Below are 15083 nucleotides of genomic sequence, written 5' to 3' on the forward strand. Positions count from 1 at the left end.
AAACATCATTTTTTCTTCATAGTCTGTTCAAACTTCAGCAGTATCATAACACATAGTCAATTAACACGTGTATTGCAGACAGAAGAAAATAAGGAGGAGAAGTAAATGAAAAAAAAGAACATCAAAAAAGATCCTATATGTAATATGGACGTCAATGCAAAGAATGCCATTACAACGGAATGTGACGGTGTGATCTACTATTTCTGTTCCGAAGGGTGCAGGGAGAGGTTTCTGAATGAAAGGGTTTGCAAGCTTCCGCGTACATCCTATGACCTCATAATTATTGGAGGCGGGCCTGCGGGCCTGACAGCGGCAGTATATGCAGCAACACTGAAGATGGAGGCATTTCTTATCACCCGGGACCTTGGCGGGCAGGCCGTTGACAGCACAAAGATTGAAAATTATATGGGTTTTGACTTTATAACAGGTCCCGAACTTATAAAAAAGTTCAGGGATCAGCTTATCGATTCCCACTATATTGACCATCTCATGAGTGATGTTGAGGAGATAGAGCCTGTTGAAGGCGGGTTTAATGTTACTACATCAGAGCTCAAGAAGTACTTCACAAAGACCCTGCTTATTGCTACGGGGATGACAAGAAGGAGTCTGAAAGTGCCGGGTGAGGAGGAGTTTCAGAGAAAAGGCGTCTTTTACGGGAATGTCCAGGATATCTCGCTTGTACAGGGAGAAGACGTGGCAGTAATCGGTGGTGGAAACTCGGCAATGCAGATCGTTGAAAACCTGCATACCGTTGCCAGGAATATATATATTATTTCCGATACCAAGCTCTCGGCAGACCCTGTGATAATCGAAAGGATTAACCGTTACAGAAACGCCCATAAAAAGGGACCCTTCTCCGCCATTTATCCAATCCGTTATTACGAGGGATACAAGGTTGTTGAATTTTCAGGAAAGAAGACACTATCCAACATAACGATCAGAAAGATAGCCGAGAAGGAAACGCTTGATTTGCCTGTCAAGGGCGTATTTATTGCGATAGGGTTACAGCCAAATTCCTCGATCGTCTCTGATCTTGTTGAACTTAATAACAGGGGCGAGATTGAAATAAAGCCTGACTGCTCAACTTCCTGTCCGGGTATATTTGCCGCCGGAGATATTACAAATGCCTTTGGCAAGCGGATAATTATTGCCTCCGGCGAAGGGGCAAAGGCGGCCCTGGCAGCAAGGCAGTACATACTTGACCTCAGGAAGGCCGGCTAAAGTGATGCCGGGCATCCCTATGATGTACCCTGCTTGCAAATAGCAGGTAAAAGCAAAGGAAGACAACCAAGGAGATACTCTTATGTCAGAATTACGGCAGGATCCGACTACCAACGACTGGGTTATCATAGCTAAAGAACGGGCAAAACGGCCCCATGAGTTTAAAAAAGACAATATAACCAGGCCTTACTTTCCGGCCCACAGCGAGAGCTGTCCATTCTGTCCGGGAAATGAACACAGGACACCTGAAGCAAAGGTTGTTTATGGAGAACCCGGCAAGTGGAAAACGCGTGTTGTACCAAACAAGTTTGCAGCATTAACGCATGAGGGTAATGCTGTAAGAGAGGAGTGGAAACTTTTCAGAAAGAGCCCTGGATACGGCAACCATGAGGTCATTATCGAAACACCGCGGCATGACAATTTTATCCCTTTCATGAATGATATAGACGTAGAAGGACTCATCAGGGTATACAGGGACAGGTACCATGCCCTGAAAAAAGACCCTGCGATCAGAACGGTTATTATCCTTAAAAACCATGGCCGGGGGGCGGGAACATCCCTTGAGCATCCACACTCTCAGGTTGTTGCATCCCCGATAGTCCCGCCATTTGTTCGCAGGCGGTATGAGATAGCCATACAGCATTACGACAACACAGGGCGTTGCATCTATTGCGATCTGCGGGAGAATGAGCTTGAGGCATCAGAGAGGATTGTGGCTGAAACAGATTATTTTGTTGTAATACACCCCTTTGCGTCACGTTATCCTTTTGAGACATGGCTTATGCCAAAGGTGCATAACTCATCTTTCGGGAACATCTCGGACGAGGAAATAAAAGACCTCTCACGTGTCCTGAAAGACGTTCTGATGAAACTCTATGCCAGCCTTGAAAACCCGGATTACAACCTGGTTATTCATACGGCCCCTGTGGATGACGAACATAAATCGTATTTTCTCTGGCACATTCAGATAATCCCGCGCCTCACCCTGGCAGCAGGGTTTGAGCTGGGTTCAGGTATATCTATCAACGTTGCGCTGCCGGAGGAGACCGCAGCATTCATCAGAGATTTCGAGGTTAAAGATTCGGGGTTGTTGGAATGAAGGATAAAGAGAGTGTAAACATCATCGGCGCCGGTCCCGGATCACTGGTGGCAGCTATTGTCCTTCGCAGGCACGGGTTTGCCGTGAAGGTTTTTGAGATGTCGCCTGATGTCGGACACCGTCTGAGCGGGGATTTTCAGGGTGTTGAAAACTGGAGTTCTGAAAAAGACGTTACGGAAATACTCGGGGAGATTGGAATCGGGATAAATTTCCTGTGGATGCCCTATCACGAGGGAACAGTATATGCGCCTGAAATGAACCCCGTTGAAGTAAAATCAGGCAGGCCAATCTTCTATCTTGTCAGGAGGGGCAGCATGCCCGGAACACTTGACTGGGGATTAAAGGAACAGGCATTGTCGCTGGGGGTAGAGATTATATTCAACCACCGCCTCGATAACCTTGAAGGAAAGGCCATAGTGGGAACCGGACCCAAGGGGGCTGATGCCGTTGCTGTTGGTATAACCTTTAACACAAAGATGCCGGATAAGGCAGTTGTGGTACTTGATGACAATATAGCCCCAAAGGGCTATGCCTATCTTCTTGTAAAGCAGGGGTATGCAACAATGGCCACCGTCCTTTACAGGGAGTTTAAAAAAGCAGATGATTACTTTGAAAAGATGCTGGTTTTTTTCGGGGACAAGATGGATCTGGGTATCAAAAACAGGAAAAAGTTTGGAGGTTATGGAAACTTCTTTATTCGTGACAAGCAGACACGTAATGAAAAAATTTATATTGGTGAGGCTGCCGGTTTTCAGGACTGTCTCTGGGGATTTGGGATGAGATACTCGATGTTGTCAGGCTATATAGCTGCAAAAAGCTTTATAGAGGACTCGGATTACGACCTGCTCTGGCAAAAGGAACTTAGGCCCATGCTTGAAACATCCCTCGTTAACCGCTATCTCTTTGAAAGGATTGGCCATGCCGGTTACAGGTATCTGATTAAATGTTTTGGCCGGGGTGATCCCGCAAAAGTTCTCAAAAAACATTACAACCCTTCTTTTTTAAAGAATCTTCTGCTTCCACTTGCAAAAAGGAGATATGAAAGCAGGGTCAGGGACCTGAGCTGCAGCCGTAAAGACTGCACATGTGTATGGTGCAGGTGCGGAACAAAAAAGGTGTGTCCATAATGGAGACTGTAAATTATATAAATCCTACATATCATGACGATTTAAAAGAGGATGTCCTGTCCGGCTTGACAGCACCACAAAAGTTTATTCCCAGCAAATACTTTTACGATGCCCGGGGCTCAGACCTCTTTGAAAAGATTTGCTGTTTGCCCGAGTACTATCCAACACGTACGGAGCTGTCTATATTAAAGAGCGCTGCTCCGTCTATAATGCATTATTTCACGGATGGTGATATTGTTGAGTTGGGGGCAGGCGCAAACTGGAAGATCAGGACGCTGCTGGATATTGTCCCGAAAAACAAATTATCAAACATGCGGTATGTGCCTGTGGATGTCAGTGAGGCAGCCCTGGAGGCGTCAACTGAAGAATTACTGAGGATGTATCCCGAACTGAATCTGCTCGGTATAGTTGCCGATTTTACCAGACATATGGAGATGATACCTCATGGCCGGGAGAAACTGTTCGTCTTTTTTGGCAGCACCATAGGTAATTTCAAGGAAGATGAGCGAGACCTTTTCCTGAAAAATGTTGCCGGCTCCATGGGGGAGGGGGACCGTTTTCTGCTCGGGATTGACATGTTGAAGCCTCGGGACATATTGGAACGCGCCTATAACGACTCCTCGGGCGTTACGGCAGAATTCAACAAAAACATTCTTAATGTTTTAAACAGGGAGCTGGGGGCTGATTTTGATTTAGACCACTTTGATCACCGTGCAGTCTTTAATACAGAAAAAGAACGGATAGAGATGTATCTGCAGGCTAACGTTGATGTGGCTGCAGAGATAGGTTCCCTCGGCTTAACTGTCAAGCTGGAGGAGGGTGAACGCATTCTCACCGAGGTTTGCAGGAAATTCACTAAAGGCAGTGTGGACCGGATGGCCTTCAATGCCGGGCTGAATGTCAGTAAATGGTTTTCAGATCCAAAAGGTTGGTTTTCCCTTGTAGAGATGGAAAGCGGGAATAAAGGAGGGTAAGTTATGGAATGGGTCAGGGCAAACTGGTTCTGGATAATACTCTTTGCGGTATTTATCGGAATACACCTCTTTGGTCACGGAGGTGCGCATGGGGGCCATGGAGGGAAAAAAGAGGGGGATGAACACAAAGGACATGCCGCCGGTTCACAGGCAAAAAAGGAAGGGGGTGGAGGATGCCATTAAATATAAGAGTGGTCAGCTGGTCTCTGGGTATCTTTACGGCAATTTCATTCACCCTCTGTGTCCTTTACGGATTGATAGTTCCCAAAAGCCTGCACGGAATGGCGATGTTTCTTGAGGCAATGCTTCCTGCTTTCAAGTGGCTGACTTTTGGTGGATTCATTCTCGGTCTTGTTGAGAGCTTTCTTTACGGAATATATACCGGAGTTGTCTTTGTACCGGTATATAATTTTATTAACCGCAGGTGGGGAGCAGGAGGTTAGAGAGATGAAACAGGCAATTGTCCCGTCAGCTACAACCGGGGTAAGTGGAGAACATAAAGGAGAGGTCAGGATTGAGCTGCCTATAACAGGAATGACGTGTGCCTCCTGTACGGCAACGATAGAGAAAGCGCTGGCCTTAATAACCGGCGTCAGTCAGGCAAATGTCAATTTTGCCTCTCAGAAGGCATTTGTCTCATATGATCCCGACCGTGTCCGGATAAGGCAGATTATCAAGGTAATCAAGGATAGCGGGTACGATGTCGGCTCGGAAAAGGTCACCCTGAAGATCAGCGGGATGACATGTGCCTCCTGTGTCAGGAAGATCGAGGATGCCTTAAAGGGGTCGCGCGGGGTCATTTGGGCAGAGGTAAACCTTGGCTCCGAAAGTGCTGCTATCGAATATCTGCCTTCAATGACGGATATGAAATCACTGAAAAAAACCATAGAATCCGTTGGGTACAAGACTGGGACTGAAGAGTCGCAGTCTAAAGAGGAGGACTCAAAAGCACGGGAATACAGGTCACTTATCAGGCGGTTCATGGTTGCCGCTATTATATCCCTGCCCGTAATCGTGGTCAGCTACCCCAAATTCTTCCCGGTGCTCAAGGATATGGACATGGATACTTTGAGGCTGCTCTGGATAGGTGCGAGTATTCTTACCGTACCTGCCCTTATCTATTCCGGAAGCAGTTTTTTCAAGGGTGCAGTTGCAGCCTTCAGACACCGCTCTGCTGACATGAATACATTAATCGCTCTCGGCACAGGAATGGCCTGGCTCTTTTCGACCGTTGTGGTCCTCTTTCCCAGGCTCTTTCCCGAGAATGCCCGGGAGCCTTATTTCGACGTTGTCTCTGTGGTTATCGCCCTGGTAGTGCTGGGCCAGGCTTTGGAGCTGAGGGCCAAGGGCAGGACATCAGAGGCCATAAAGAAATTAATGGGACTCCAGGCCAAGACAGCACGGGTAGTAAGGAACGGCAACGAGATGGACATTCCGATAGAGGAAGTCCTGGTTGGTGACAAGGTGATAGTACGTCCAGGGGAGAAGATACCCGTAGACGGAGTGCTTGTTGAGGGACGATCAAGCGTGGATGAATCCATGCTCACCGGGGAGCCCCTGCCTGCTGAGAAGCAGGAGGGGGATGAGGTTATAGGCGGAACAATCAACAAGACAGGGGCATTTAAGTTTAAGGCCACAAAAGTCGGAAAAGACACGGCCCTTGCCCAGATTATCAAGATGGTGCAGGAGGCACAGGGCTCCAAGGCCCCTATACAGAAACTGGCCGATACAGTCAGCGGATACTTTGTTCCTGCGGTGATGGTTATAGCAGTGACGAGTTTTGTTTTATGGTATGACCTTGGCCCCGAACCGCGTATCATCCTGGCATTGCTCGGGGCGGTGACTACATTGATAGTGGCATGTCCATGCGCACTCGGTCTTGCAACACCGACTTCGTTGATGATAGGGGTCGGAAAGGCTGCAGAAAACGGGATACTGATAAGAAACGGTGAGGCCATACAGGTTGCTTCCGCACTTGACACCGTGGTGCTTGACAAGACAGGCACCATCACCATCGGGAAGCCGGCGCTTACGGATGTGATAGTTACAGGAGAAGCCAATGAGAAGGATGTTGTCAGGTTTGCGGCAGCCCTTGAGAAGAACTCCGAGCATCCACTGGCAGAGGCGATACTTCAGGGGGCCAAAATCCGGGACATTGTCCCCTCTGATCCGGAAGACTTCAAGGCCATACCCGGACACGGGGTAGAAGGCATTGTGGACGGGCACCGGATAAACCTTGGCAACAGAAAACTTATGGACAGGATCGGGGCTGACCTCGGTGTTCTTGAAAAAGATTCTCATACGCTTGCCGATGAAGGAAAAACCCCTATCTTTATTTCCATTGACGGCAAGGCTGCCGGCGTCATAGCAGTCTCTGATCCCCTGAAGGAGGATTCCATCGAGGCAATACAGGGGTTGAAAAAGCTGGGGGTAGATGTGGTCATGATAACAGGTGACAACAGGCGGACCGCAGAGGCCATAGCCAAGAGAGTGGGGATTGAGCGGGTGCTTGCAGAAGTCCTGCCTGAAGACAAGGCAAGGGAGGTACAGAAACTGCAACTGGAAGGCAGAAAGGTCGCCTTTGTAGGTGACGGGATCAATGATGCCCCCGCACTTGCCCGTGCGGATGTGGGAATGGCGATCGGTACCGGTACGGATGTGGCGATAGAAGCATCAGACATAACCCTTATCAAGGGCTCGCTCCTGGGAATACAGGCGGCATTCAGTATCTCAAAGGCCACGATGAAGAACGTAAGGGAAAACCTCTTTGGCGCCTTTTTCTACAACACAGCGCTCATTCCCGTAGCTGCGGGAATTCTTTACCCCCTGTGGGGTATTACCATGAATCCCATCCTTGCAGGTGCAGCCATGGCCATGAGTTCTCTGACTGTTGTGACTAATGCAAACAGACTCAGATTTTTGAAGGTGAGGTGAGATATGGATAAAATAATTGTAACAGCAGCAGGTATTTTTACCATAGGATGGGTCATCTGGTTCTTTCTGTTTTCCAAAAAAAAGGAGTACAGGGCAGCAGTATCATCAGGTGTTCAGGAAGTAAGCATAAAAGTGAAAGGAGGGTACACCCCGGACTTGATAGTTGCAAAGGCAGGAAAACCCCTCAGGCTGCTCTTTACACGGGAGGAAGAGGCATCCTGTACGGAGATGGTTGTTTTCGGGGCTTTTAACAAGTCAGCAAAACTACCCCCTTATAAGGAGGTAGCGGTAGAGTTGTTGCCGGAGAAGCCCGGAGAGTATGACTTCTCCTGTCAGATGGGTATGATCAGAGGTAAACTCATAGTTGAAGAATAACAAAGGAGGTAATACATTATGCATAGAGACCCGGTTTGTGGAAGGAAGATGAATCCCAACAAGGCCCACATCACAATTGAGCACGGGGGCAGGAAATATTATCTCTGCTGCCCCTTGTGTCAGGCAGAGTTCGAAAAGAATCCTGAAAAGTATATAAAGCAGGAAAAAGACTGAGTACGGAGTCTGAACGGGTCTGCCCCCTTGCAGGATTTAGTATGCAGGAAGGTGAAGGGGCAGGCCTGCAGATTTACATGTAGTGGATACTTTGTTAGTCCCGGCAATAAAATAGTTTGTTATGCACCGTGCATTGGGGGGAATCCGGAACCCCGGCTGTTTTCCAGGCGAAATCCCCCCGATATTCATGTTATAGTATTACATGCGTTTTGTTGCAGACCTGCATATTCATTCAAAACATTCGAGGGCAACCAGCAGGGAGATGTCCCCTGAGAGGCTCTGGAAGTGGGCGCAATTAAAGGGTATCACCGTTATCGGCACAGGTGATTTTACGCATCCAAAATGGCTTGACGAGCTGCAGGAGAAGCTTGAACCGGCAGAAAACGGCCTCTTCAGGCTTAAAGAGGAGTTCAGGACAGATGACGTTCCTGACTCCTGCAGGGCAGACGTCCTGTTTCTCCTCTCTGCCGAGATAAGCTGCATTTACGGTAAAGGCGGCAGGACACGGAAGATACATTCCATTATATTTGTCCCTGACTTTAGTGCTGCAGCAAGAATAAACACCGCCCTGTCAAAGATAGGAAACCTTAATGCCGATGGAAGACCGATACTCGGGCTGGATGCAAGAAAACTCCTGAAGATCGTAATGGATGCATCCGCTGATGCCATGCTCGTCCCTGCCCATGCATGGACCCCCCACTTCTCAGTCTTCGGCGCAATGTCCGGCTTTGACTCTCTCGAAGAATGCTTTGAGGAGTTGACCCCGCATATTCATGCCATAGAGACCGGGCTTTCCTCAGACCCCCGGATGAACCGGCGGCTTTCACAGCTTGACGGTATAACCCTCATATCCAATTCCGATGCCCATTCACCCGCGAAAATCGGTCGTGAGGCCAATATCTTCGACACAGACGTCTCCTACAAATCCATAATGGAAGCCATCAGAACAAAAAAGGGGTTTTCAGGAACCATAGAGTTCTTTCCTGAAGAGGGGAAATATCATTATGACGGTCACAGGGTTTGCCGTGTGAGTCTCTCCCCGAAGGAGACAATAAAGTATAACTACCTCTGCCCTGTATGCGGTAAAAGGGTGACGGTAGGGGTAATGCACAGGGTTGAAAAACTTGCAGACAGGGAAGACGGTTTTGGCCTGTCAGGCTCACCGGGCTTCCACTCCATCATCCCCCTGCCGGAGATTATATCCGAGACCGTAAAGGTCGGTGTTAACAGCAAGAGGGTGAATAAGGAATATTTCAGCATCCTGGAGAGCCTCGGCAATGAATTCAGGATCCTTATGGAGACATCTCTTGAGGATATCGGAATGGCTGGCTCACCCCTTCTTCGGGAGGCAATCTCGAGAGTACGCTCGGGAGATGTTTATATTGCTCCCGGATTTGATGGCGAGTTCGGGAAAATAAGGATTTTTGAGAAGGTCGAGAGGGAAGAGATTAAGGGACAGAACATGCTTTTTTGATAATGCAGATTCCGGCCTATCTTTTATCACTGAAATAATCACCAAGCAGTCCCCTGGAGTGTTCGTCCTCATGGCAGTAAACACAGAGATTTTCCCAGTTGGAACCATTCGGTGGATTATTCCTGGGATTTCCGTCCCTATGGTGGACGGTCAGGAGATGCCTGTCTTTATAATCAAACTCTCTTGCACATTTGGCGCAGATAAGCCCGTGAATCTTCAGTGAACGTTCCCTGTAACTGGTGGCAGGGGAGCTCTTCTCCTTTAATTCCCTGACAATATCAGCAGCAGACTTGTTGCTCTTTATCTTTTCAGGCCTTTGTTTTTTGTATGTTTTATTTCTTTTGCTTTGCATTTCAGTATATTTCCTGCCCCTGGTTACATAAGGAATTCAGGTGGCAAAATACCCTGCCGCATCCCGTCCCGTGTTTTTGTTCCATATATTCAGGATATCAGGCTTTAATCCAAATGTCAACGGACCCGGCATGACCTTCAAAACCAGAAGAGCCATAAATTATTTCGTTGCCTTATTTGCACAATAAATACACAAAAAAGATGTTGGATCGAATTCAAGGCGTTTAAGGGCAATTTCTTCCCCGCATTGAAGGCAATAGCCGAACTCGTCTTTATCAATTCTTTTTAAAGCAGCCTCTATCCGTTGCAGTTTAATACTCCTCCGGCGCCTGGATTCAATGGACATAGCTTGTGCCTGTAAAGCGTCCATTCTTGATAGACGGCCAACCCTGGTTTGATCGAGTTCTACTGTCTGGGCCCCCTCATTGCCCATTCGTTCTATCTCCTGCAGTTCATTGCGGATTTTGAGTAATTTCTCCCTGAATGAGGCTATATCAATGCTGGATTTATTCACATGGTCTCCTTGTCATACCCCTACGTTGTAAACGTAGGAATGGTTTTATTATATCAGTTTTATCTGTCTCATGGCTGGATTTTGGCCATGACCCGGCAACACCCAACTGCGCTGCTATTCTTCAAAACGTCTAACTGCCCTTCTCAGGAGTTTGTTCTTGCTGCGGCGCTGTTTGGCCTCCAGACGGCGTTTTTTTGATTGAAGCGTCGGCCTTGTCTTGCGACGGACTTTTGGCCTCTCTGCTGCCTTGCGGATCAATTCAACCAGCCTGTCGATTGCGTCCTGGCGGTTCTGCTCCTGTAAACGGAACCGCCGGGCATCAATGACCAGGGTGCCGTCTGCGGTAATCCTCCTTCCGGCAAGACGGATAAGACGCTCCCGAACATCAACGGGCAAGGAAGAGTTTTTAACATCAAACCGAAGTTGAACGGCCGTAGCGGTCTTGTTAACTTTTTGCCCACCCGGCCCTGAAGCACGGATGAACTTCAGATGAATTTCGCTCTCGTCAATCGAGATGCCTTCAGTGATATGAATCATGTTTCTATTTTACCCTTTACTGAAAAGATATTCATCTCCTGGTCTCAAATAGAGAGGGGAAGAAATGTTCCGGCTGGACCATGCTGCTGTATCTCAGGCATGTAAGAGGGATGAAGACAGGAAGGAGGTGTGAAAGCAGTTAGTTATGTTGAATGTTGAGACCTGCCCCCTATTCAAACTGACTTCAATGTCCCCGTCCAGGTTTCAAAGGCAGGAAAATCTTTTTTTCTTTCCTCTTTTCTATAAAAAATAGTGTAGGTAAGGGTTTTCCAGCCAATGAAACCCAAGCCTTCTTTGCTTTTGCGGTATCTGGTACGCCATGTGCCTGTATTTAAATAGACCTGTTCCTTTGGAGCAGGCCCTTCTATAACACGTATAGGTGCCTGGAGGGGTTCATGGGTGTGACCATAGACAATATATCTTATCTGACTATCCAGGTGTAGATACTCCTTTGGTGCGGCCTCTAAAAGGTCATCCCCGACAAGACTGTTTTTCACTTTCTCTAAAAGGGGCATTAGTTTTTCAAGAGGAAATATCTTGAATTTTTCAAGAAGATATAGTGCAGACTGGATTTTATCCGCCTCATCCAGAAAGTCATACCATTTATCATGATGGTCATACCATTTCTTTACGAACTCCAAATCATTAAATTCCCGTATCACTTCATCAACTGCATCCTCAATAACTTCCTTTAAAGAAAGGTTCCTCTTTACCTGGTAGAGCAGCCATTCCAGGGTAGCTGAAAACGGCCTGACATTTTCAATCTCTTGCAGGTTTCTTTTTAAGGCATGTTGCTCCTTTTTCGGTAATTTTTTGATTTCTTTCCTGTTCATTATCTTCCACGGAAGCTTTGCTATCAGTTCTGTAGTTATAGGATCACCAATGGGCATCCTCATGTAATCTTCATGATTATAAGAAACCCCTCCCTCATAATTAAATTTGTCATATTCATGACCATGTCTGGCAAAGACACCATAGGAGATATCTTCAAAGCAGTGCTCAAACGGGATATTGCGAGAGGGGATTCGAAGCCACTTGCTTACCTTTTTCCTCAGGCTTTTATATTTGTTACACAGTCTATCGTGATTTCCGGGAATATAGATTCTCTCCGGTTCAACCGGAAGATCAAACTCCTCTTTTAATTCACCCTTCAAAAGATTAAAGGTTTGCTGATTTTTCTTTATTATTTCATCAAATATAGTATTTGCATGGGTTTCAATCCCTTTTTCATCATTTCCCCAGGGCCTCTTACTGACAGGAATCTTTCTGCCCTTATGTTTAAACCACATTTCCGTCCTGAGCAAGTCAAAGATATCTCCCAGGAAGACAATTTTAATCTCTTCTACCGGCCTTCCTTTTTTAGTCATCCAATCAACTGCACCTTTAATATCTTCAAAGAAGATTCGAAAGGCATCTGCCGGAACGTTATGCTCTCCGGCACTTCCATCAACAAAATGAAGGTCACTGATAAAAATGAGCATACTTTACCCCCTTTTCCATCAATCGGCCTGCCATGTATGAAAGAGATATCTCGCTTTTTGCAAGTTCATCGAGAGCAGGACGGTTTTTTTTGACAAAATCATTCACCTGTTCAACATAATCCCTGTCGATTCCTCTATTAAATCTTCTCCCCCAAAAAGAATCACTATTCTGTCACGATTCAAGGGCCAAAAAACCTGATACCAAATACCTTCGCACCTTGCACAGTTTTTATTCTTCCACAATGAGCAGTGTCAACCCGCAATCACCGCACTCAACCGCATTGGCGCCCACGGGAGAACTGCATGCAGGACATTTCCCCTCGCTGACCAGTTCCTGTGACTCCCTGATCTCCGGATGGACCTCGGCAAAGTATTCCTCAATGCACTCCTGTGCCCGCTCGGCATCCTCCTCAGAGACCAGCAACTCCCAGGTATCACCGCAGCAACCCTTGTTGCATGAGTCCTCAGCATGAACGGTGCAGGAGATACCCGAATCGATGACAACATGATAGAGCTCATCAATCCATTTCAGGTCGCCCTTCCTGATTGCTACGGAATTCTGAACGGTCTGCGCCATGAGCCGCGCCCTTGCCTCCTGAGCCGCCTTGTTCTCTTCAGGGCTTAGAAGAAGAGTGCCGCAGTCGGCGCACTTCTCGATATGCGCAAAGTACTCGGTGGAGCAATCAGGACAGATCTTTATCTGTCTCATGGCATGAGACCAAGGCGGGATTTTCTTAGAGTTCTTATTCTCAGGAATTTAATCAGCAAGATATAATCCTCCTATTCATATATAGTTTAACGAAGATTAATAAAAACGTCAAATCATACTTGAACTGAGTGACCCCGGATGCACCACATTAATATTGACAACATCAGGCGTTCTTTTGAAATAAACTCTCTAATTTTGAACCACTCTCTTTGAGGCCTACGGTATTGTTATGCCCACAAGTTCATCCCCCTTTGAGCCTTAGCAATACACCATTGTCAGCATCTCAGAATCGGTTGCCTTCTGATGCCGTTTGAAGCTGATATACAGGAAATCTGCCTCTTTGTCATAATCTATCCACATCTTGGTTTCAGGTAATCTGAGAGATAATCTCATGGAATTTTATTAATTTTATTTTTTCTGACCCGTCAATTGGTTTGCATAGTGGGTATCAACGGAAGTTGCTCAAATTAGCTCAGCTTCTTGATAAATTTCGCAACGTCTTTCTTGCTTAGAACTCTTAAAACAACAATCTCGTTACCGTCAATCATATAAAATACCCTGTACTTATCAATTCTCAACCTGTAAAAATCTGCATTTGTTCCCTTAATCTTCCTGATTAATTTGCCCTTCGGAAAAGGGTTTTCCTTAAGAACGTTCATGCCATTTGTAATTTGTGTACAAATGCGGTCGCTGAAACCATCAAGGTCTTTTACAGCCCTGAGAGAAAGGATAATTTCGAAATTATCCATGCCTCTTTTTTCTGTTGGCAAGGTAGTCTTTTAGTTTTATACCATCTTTACGTTTATACTCTTGCCGTGCCTCCTCAAGGACATCAAGAAGTTCCGGGCTTTGTTCGAGCAAATAATCATCGAAATCCTCCTCCGAAATTGCTGTTATTATTGCCCTTGGCTTACCCTTTGATGTAATAATCACTGCCTCCTTCTCAGCTGTTCTGAGTATCTCGGACGTCTTATTCTTAAGTTCCCTTACATTTGCAAACTTCATCTTTCACCTCTATGTAGCTACATTTATAGCTACTATGACATATCATCAGGGTTATGTCAACACTCTCAACTCCTTCATTTGGAGCAGCCCTTGCAGAACCTTCTCATATCCTTTCCACTCCAAACAATCATCCCATTTTTGCTATCTTCTTTTGTTGTCAAAAGTAAAATAGTCATCATAAGCAGCCTCTTCACTTATAAAACCCTCTTTTACCTTCGAATCAAATTCGAACACATCTTTAACACCATACTTCTTCGTCAGTAGAATGTCACGCAAAGTTCGTCCCCTTCAAAGGCCCCGATAGTTAGAGAATGTTAGCCAGCAATTTGGAGCCAGAGTCTGGCATCCGGTCTCCCTTGGTCATCTCGAAGAACCAGTAACGTGTATTGAACTCAACCGCGGGATTGAGCTCCAGTGCCGCAAGCGGGAACTCGATATGGTAAGTAGCACCACTTACAACGGGTGTCCCCGAGTACTTCAGGATGTCGTACAGACCGGGGCTGGATTCTTTGGAAACTGTAAAGGATCCGGCTCCGCAGCGAACTAAAAAATCCGCATCCCCATCACTGTCATGATCGAAATAGTAGAAGAAGTCCATTGATGAGTAGTTACTGTAGAAGACGATATCGGTTATTACATTAACGCGATTGTGAGTAACGGTTGAGCTTTTGAAGTCAATGCCGTCGGGGACGCCCGATTCGTTCGGATCAACACACCCTGCCAGGAAGAACACTAAGCCAAGAACCGGCAGAGCGATAAAGACCTTTTTTTTCACAAGATATCTTCCTCTCTCGTTAAACCTCCGAATTATATGCTGGAACTGCAATAGTTTAGTGAGTCTATTCATCTTACACCTCCCAATATTCTTGCAGCCTTAATTGAACTGCTTTATTTTCTTCCTCGTCGATAGTTCTGCATAGTGTGCAACAGGGTGTCCTCAACGTCCCCTTTTCCAGTTAAACCGTGTACAAAACCTTAACGGTGCTTTATAAAACACCTACTACGTTAGTCTGACTACAGCATTACATTATTGGTAGCTTAGGTAAAGGTAAAATTCACATCCGGGTTGTATTTCTTGGCAGATAATAAGCACCATTTTTTATAAGGC

General features: G+C 46.4%; 19 protein-coding genes. 10 read left to right on the plus strand and 9 right to left on the minus strand.

Annotation, left to right across the window (positions count from 1 at the left end; genetic code table 11):
• Nucleotides 1-105: 105 nt before the first annotated feature.
• From VST71_01150 to VST71_01195, 10 genes are all read left to right on the plus strand, one after another.
• On the plus strand, nt 106-1221 hold the full coding sequence (locus VST71_01150) for an FAD-dependent oxidoreductase (GenBank protein MEC4684325.1): 1116 nt from the start codon (nt 106-108) through the stop codon (nt 1219-1221).
• A gap of 82 nt (nt 1222-1303) precedes the next feature.
• Entirely contained in the window at nt 1304-2320 is a 1017-nt protein-coding gene (gene galT / locus VST71_01155; protein ID MEC4684326.1) for a galactose-1-phosphate uridylyltransferase, read from the plus strand.
• The gene (locus VST71_01160; protein MEC4684327.1) at nt 2317-3447 is read left to right on the plus strand and encodes an NAD(P)-binding protein; all 1131 of its coding nucleotides are present in this window, start codon (nt 2317-2319) and stop codon (nt 3445-3447) included. The genes galT and VST71_01160 overlap by 4 nt, the downstream gene beginning before the upstream one ends.
• Nucleotides 3447-4421 (plus strand): L-histidine N(alpha)-methyltransferase, encoded by a 975-nt coding sequence (gene egtD / locus VST71_01165; GenBank protein MEC4684328.1) that lies wholly within the window; start codon nt 3447-3449, stop codon nt 4419-4421. Before VST71_01160 ends, egtD begins: the two co-directional genes overlap by 1 nt.
• Before the next feature lie 3 nt (nt 4422-4424).
• On the plus strand, nt 4425-4604 hold the full coding sequence (locus VST71_01170) for a DUF2933 domain-containing protein (GenBank protein MEC4684329.1): 180 nt from the start codon (nt 4425-4427) through the stop codon (nt 4602-4604).
• The gene (locus VST71_01175) at nt 4595-4864 is read left to right on the plus strand and encodes a DUF5676 family membrane protein (GenBank protein MEC4684330.1); all 270 of its coding nucleotides are present in this window, start codon (nt 4595-4597) and stop codon (nt 4862-4864) included. Before VST71_01170 ends, VST71_01175 begins: the two co-directional genes overlap by 10 nt.
• Nucleotides 4865-4868: 4 nt before the next feature.
• Entirely contained in the window at nt 4869-7355 is a 2487-nt protein-coding gene (locus VST71_01180) for a heavy metal translocating P-type ATPase (protein ID MEC4684331.1), read from the plus strand.
• A gap of 3 nt (nt 7356-7358) precedes the next feature.
• Nucleotides 7359-7730, plus strand: a complete 372-nt coding sequence (locus VST71_01185; protein MEC4684332.1) for a cupredoxin domain-containing protein — start codon at nt 7359-7361, stop codon at nt 7728-7730.
• A gap of 18 nt (nt 7731-7748) precedes the next feature.
• The gene (locus tag VST71_01190; GenBank protein ID MEC4684333.1) at nt 7749-7904 is read left to right on the plus strand and encodes a YHS domain-containing protein; all 156 of its coding nucleotides are present in this window, start codon (nt 7749-7751) and stop codon (nt 7902-7904) included.
• Nucleotides 7905-8106: 202 nt separating this feature from the next.
• Entirely contained in the window at nt 8107-9378 is a 1272-nt protein-coding gene (locus tag VST71_01195) for an endonuclease Q family protein (GenBank protein ID MEC4684334.1), read from the plus strand.
• A gap of 16 nt (nt 9379-9394) precedes the next feature.
• On the opposite strand, the gene VST71_01200 is transcribed toward VST71_01195, so the two are convergent.
• From VST71_01200 to VST71_01240, 9 genes are all read right to left on the minus strand, one after another.
• Entirely contained in the window at nt 9395-9730 is a 336-nt protein-coding gene (locus tag VST71_01200) for a YajD family HNH nuclease (protein MEC4684335.1), read from the minus strand.
• 159 nt (nt 9731-9889) lie between these two features.
• Nucleotides 9890-10243 (minus strand): TraR/DksA C4-type zinc finger protein, encoded by a 354-nt coding sequence (locus VST71_01205; protein ID MEC4684336.1) that lies wholly within the window; start codon nt 10241-10243, stop codon nt 9890-9892.
• A 114-nt stretch (nt 10244-10357) separates the two neighbouring features.
• A complete protein-coding gene (gene arfB, locus VST71_01210) occupies nt 10358-10780 on the minus strand; it encodes an alternative ribosome rescue aminoacyl-tRNA hydrolase ArfB (GenBank protein ID MEC4684337.1) in 423 nt (140 codons plus the stop codon).
• 173 nt (nt 10781-10953) lie between these two features.
• Nucleotides 10954-12261, minus strand: coding sequence for a hypothetical protein (locus VST71_01215; protein ID MEC4684338.1), 1308 nt, complete (start codon nt 12259-12261; stop codon nt 10954-10956).
• A 229-nt stretch (nt 12262-12490) separates the two neighbouring features.
• Nucleotides 12491-12970 carry a hypothetical protein gene (locus VST71_01220; GenBank protein MEC4684339.1) on the minus strand — a complete coding sequence of 160 codons (480 nt, stop codon included), beginning with the start codon at nt 12968-12970 and terminating at the stop codon, nt 12491-12493.
• A gap of 467 nt (nt 12971-13437) precedes the next feature.
• Entirely contained in the window at nt 13438-13740 is a 303-nt protein-coding gene (locus VST71_01225; GenBank protein MEC4684340.1) for a type II toxin-antitoxin system RelE/ParE family toxin, read from the minus strand.
• Nucleotides 13712-13975, minus strand: coding sequence for a type II toxin-antitoxin system Phd/YefM family antitoxin (locus VST71_01230; GenBank protein ID MEC4684341.1), 264 nt, complete (start codon nt 13973-13975; stop codon nt 13712-13714). Before VST71_01230 ends, VST71_01225 begins: the two co-directional genes overlap by 29 nt.
• A 141-nt stretch (nt 13976-14116) precedes the next feature.
• Complete coding sequence (locus tag VST71_01235; protein MEC4684342.1) at nt 14117-14251, minus strand: hypothetical protein; 135 nt, start codon at nt 14249-14251, stop codon at nt 14117-14119.
• 28 nt (nt 14252-14279) lie between these two features.
• Nucleotides 14280-14822: a hypothetical protein gene (locus VST71_01240; GenBank protein MEC4684343.1), complete on the minus strand. Its 543-nt coding sequence runs from the start codon at nt 14820-14822 to the stop codon at nt 14280-14282.
• Nucleotides 14823-15083 lie beyond the last annotated feature (261 nt).

Source organism: Nitrospirota bacterium (assembly GCA_035873375.1).
GTDB lineage: Bacteria > Nitrospirota > Thermodesulfovibrionia > Thermodesulfovibrionales > JdFR-85 > BMS3Bbin07.

Bases quoted from the DNA above. Each gene is read 5' to 3' on its own strand.
- VST71_01150 (MEC4684325.1), top strand. From the start codon at position 106: ATGAAAAAAAAGAACATCAAAAAAGATCCTATATGTAATATGGACGTC.
- galT (MEC4684326.1), top strand. From the start codon at position 1,304: ATGTCAGAATTACGGCAGGATCCGACTACCAACGACTGGGTTATCATA.
- VST71_01160 (MEC4684327.1), top strand. From the start codon at position 2,317: ATGAAGGATAAAGAGAGTGTAAACATCATCGGCGCCGGTCCCGGATCA.
- egtD (MEC4684328.1), top strand. From the start codon at position 3,447: ATGGAGACTGTAAATTATATAAATCCTACATATCATGACGATTTAAAA.
- VST71_01170 (MEC4684329.1), top strand. From the start codon at position 4,425: ATGGAATGGGTCAGGGCAAACTGGTTCTGGATAATACTCTTTGCGGTA.
- VST71_01175 (MEC4684330.1), top strand. From the start codon at position 4,595: ATGCCATTAAATATAAGAGTGGTCAGCTGGTCTCTGGGTATCTTTACG.
- VST71_01180 (MEC4684331.1), top strand. From the start codon at position 4,869: ATGAAACAGGCAATTGTCCCGTCAGCTACAACCGGGGTAAGTGGAGAA.
- VST71_01185 (MEC4684332.1), top strand. From the start codon at position 7,359: ATGGATAAAATAATTGTAACAGCAGCAGGTATTTTTACCATAGGATGG.
- VST71_01190 (MEC4684333.1), top strand. From the start codon at position 7,749: ATGCATAGAGACCCGGTTTGTGGAAGGAAGATGAATCCCAACAAGGCC.
- VST71_01195 (MEC4684334.1), top strand. From the start codon at position 8,107: ATGCGTTTTGTTGCAGACCTGCATATTCATTCAAAACATTCGAGGGCA.
- VST71_01200 (MEC4684335.1), bottom strand. From the start codon at position 9,730: ATGCAAAGCAAAAGAAATAAAACATACAAAAAACAAAGGCCTGAAAAG.
- arfB (MEC4684337.1), bottom strand. From the start codon at position 10,780: ATGATTCATATCACTGAAGGCATCTCGATTGACGAGAGCGAAATTCAT.
- VST71_01215 (MEC4684338.1), bottom strand. From the start codon at position 12,261: ATGCTCATTTTTATCAGTGACCTTCATTTTGTTGATGGAAGTGCCGGA.
- VST71_01220 (MEC4684339.1), bottom strand. From the start codon at position 12,970: ATGAGACAGATAAAGATCTGTCCTGATTGCTCCACCGAGTACTTTGCG.
- VST71_01230 (MEC4684341.1), bottom strand. From the start codon at position 13,975: ATGAAGTTTGCAAATGTAAGGGAACTTAAGAATAAGACGTCCGAGATA.
- VST71_01240 (MEC4684343.1), bottom strand. From the start codon at position 14,822: ATGAATAGACTCACTAAACTATTGCAGTTCCAGCATATAATTCGGAGG.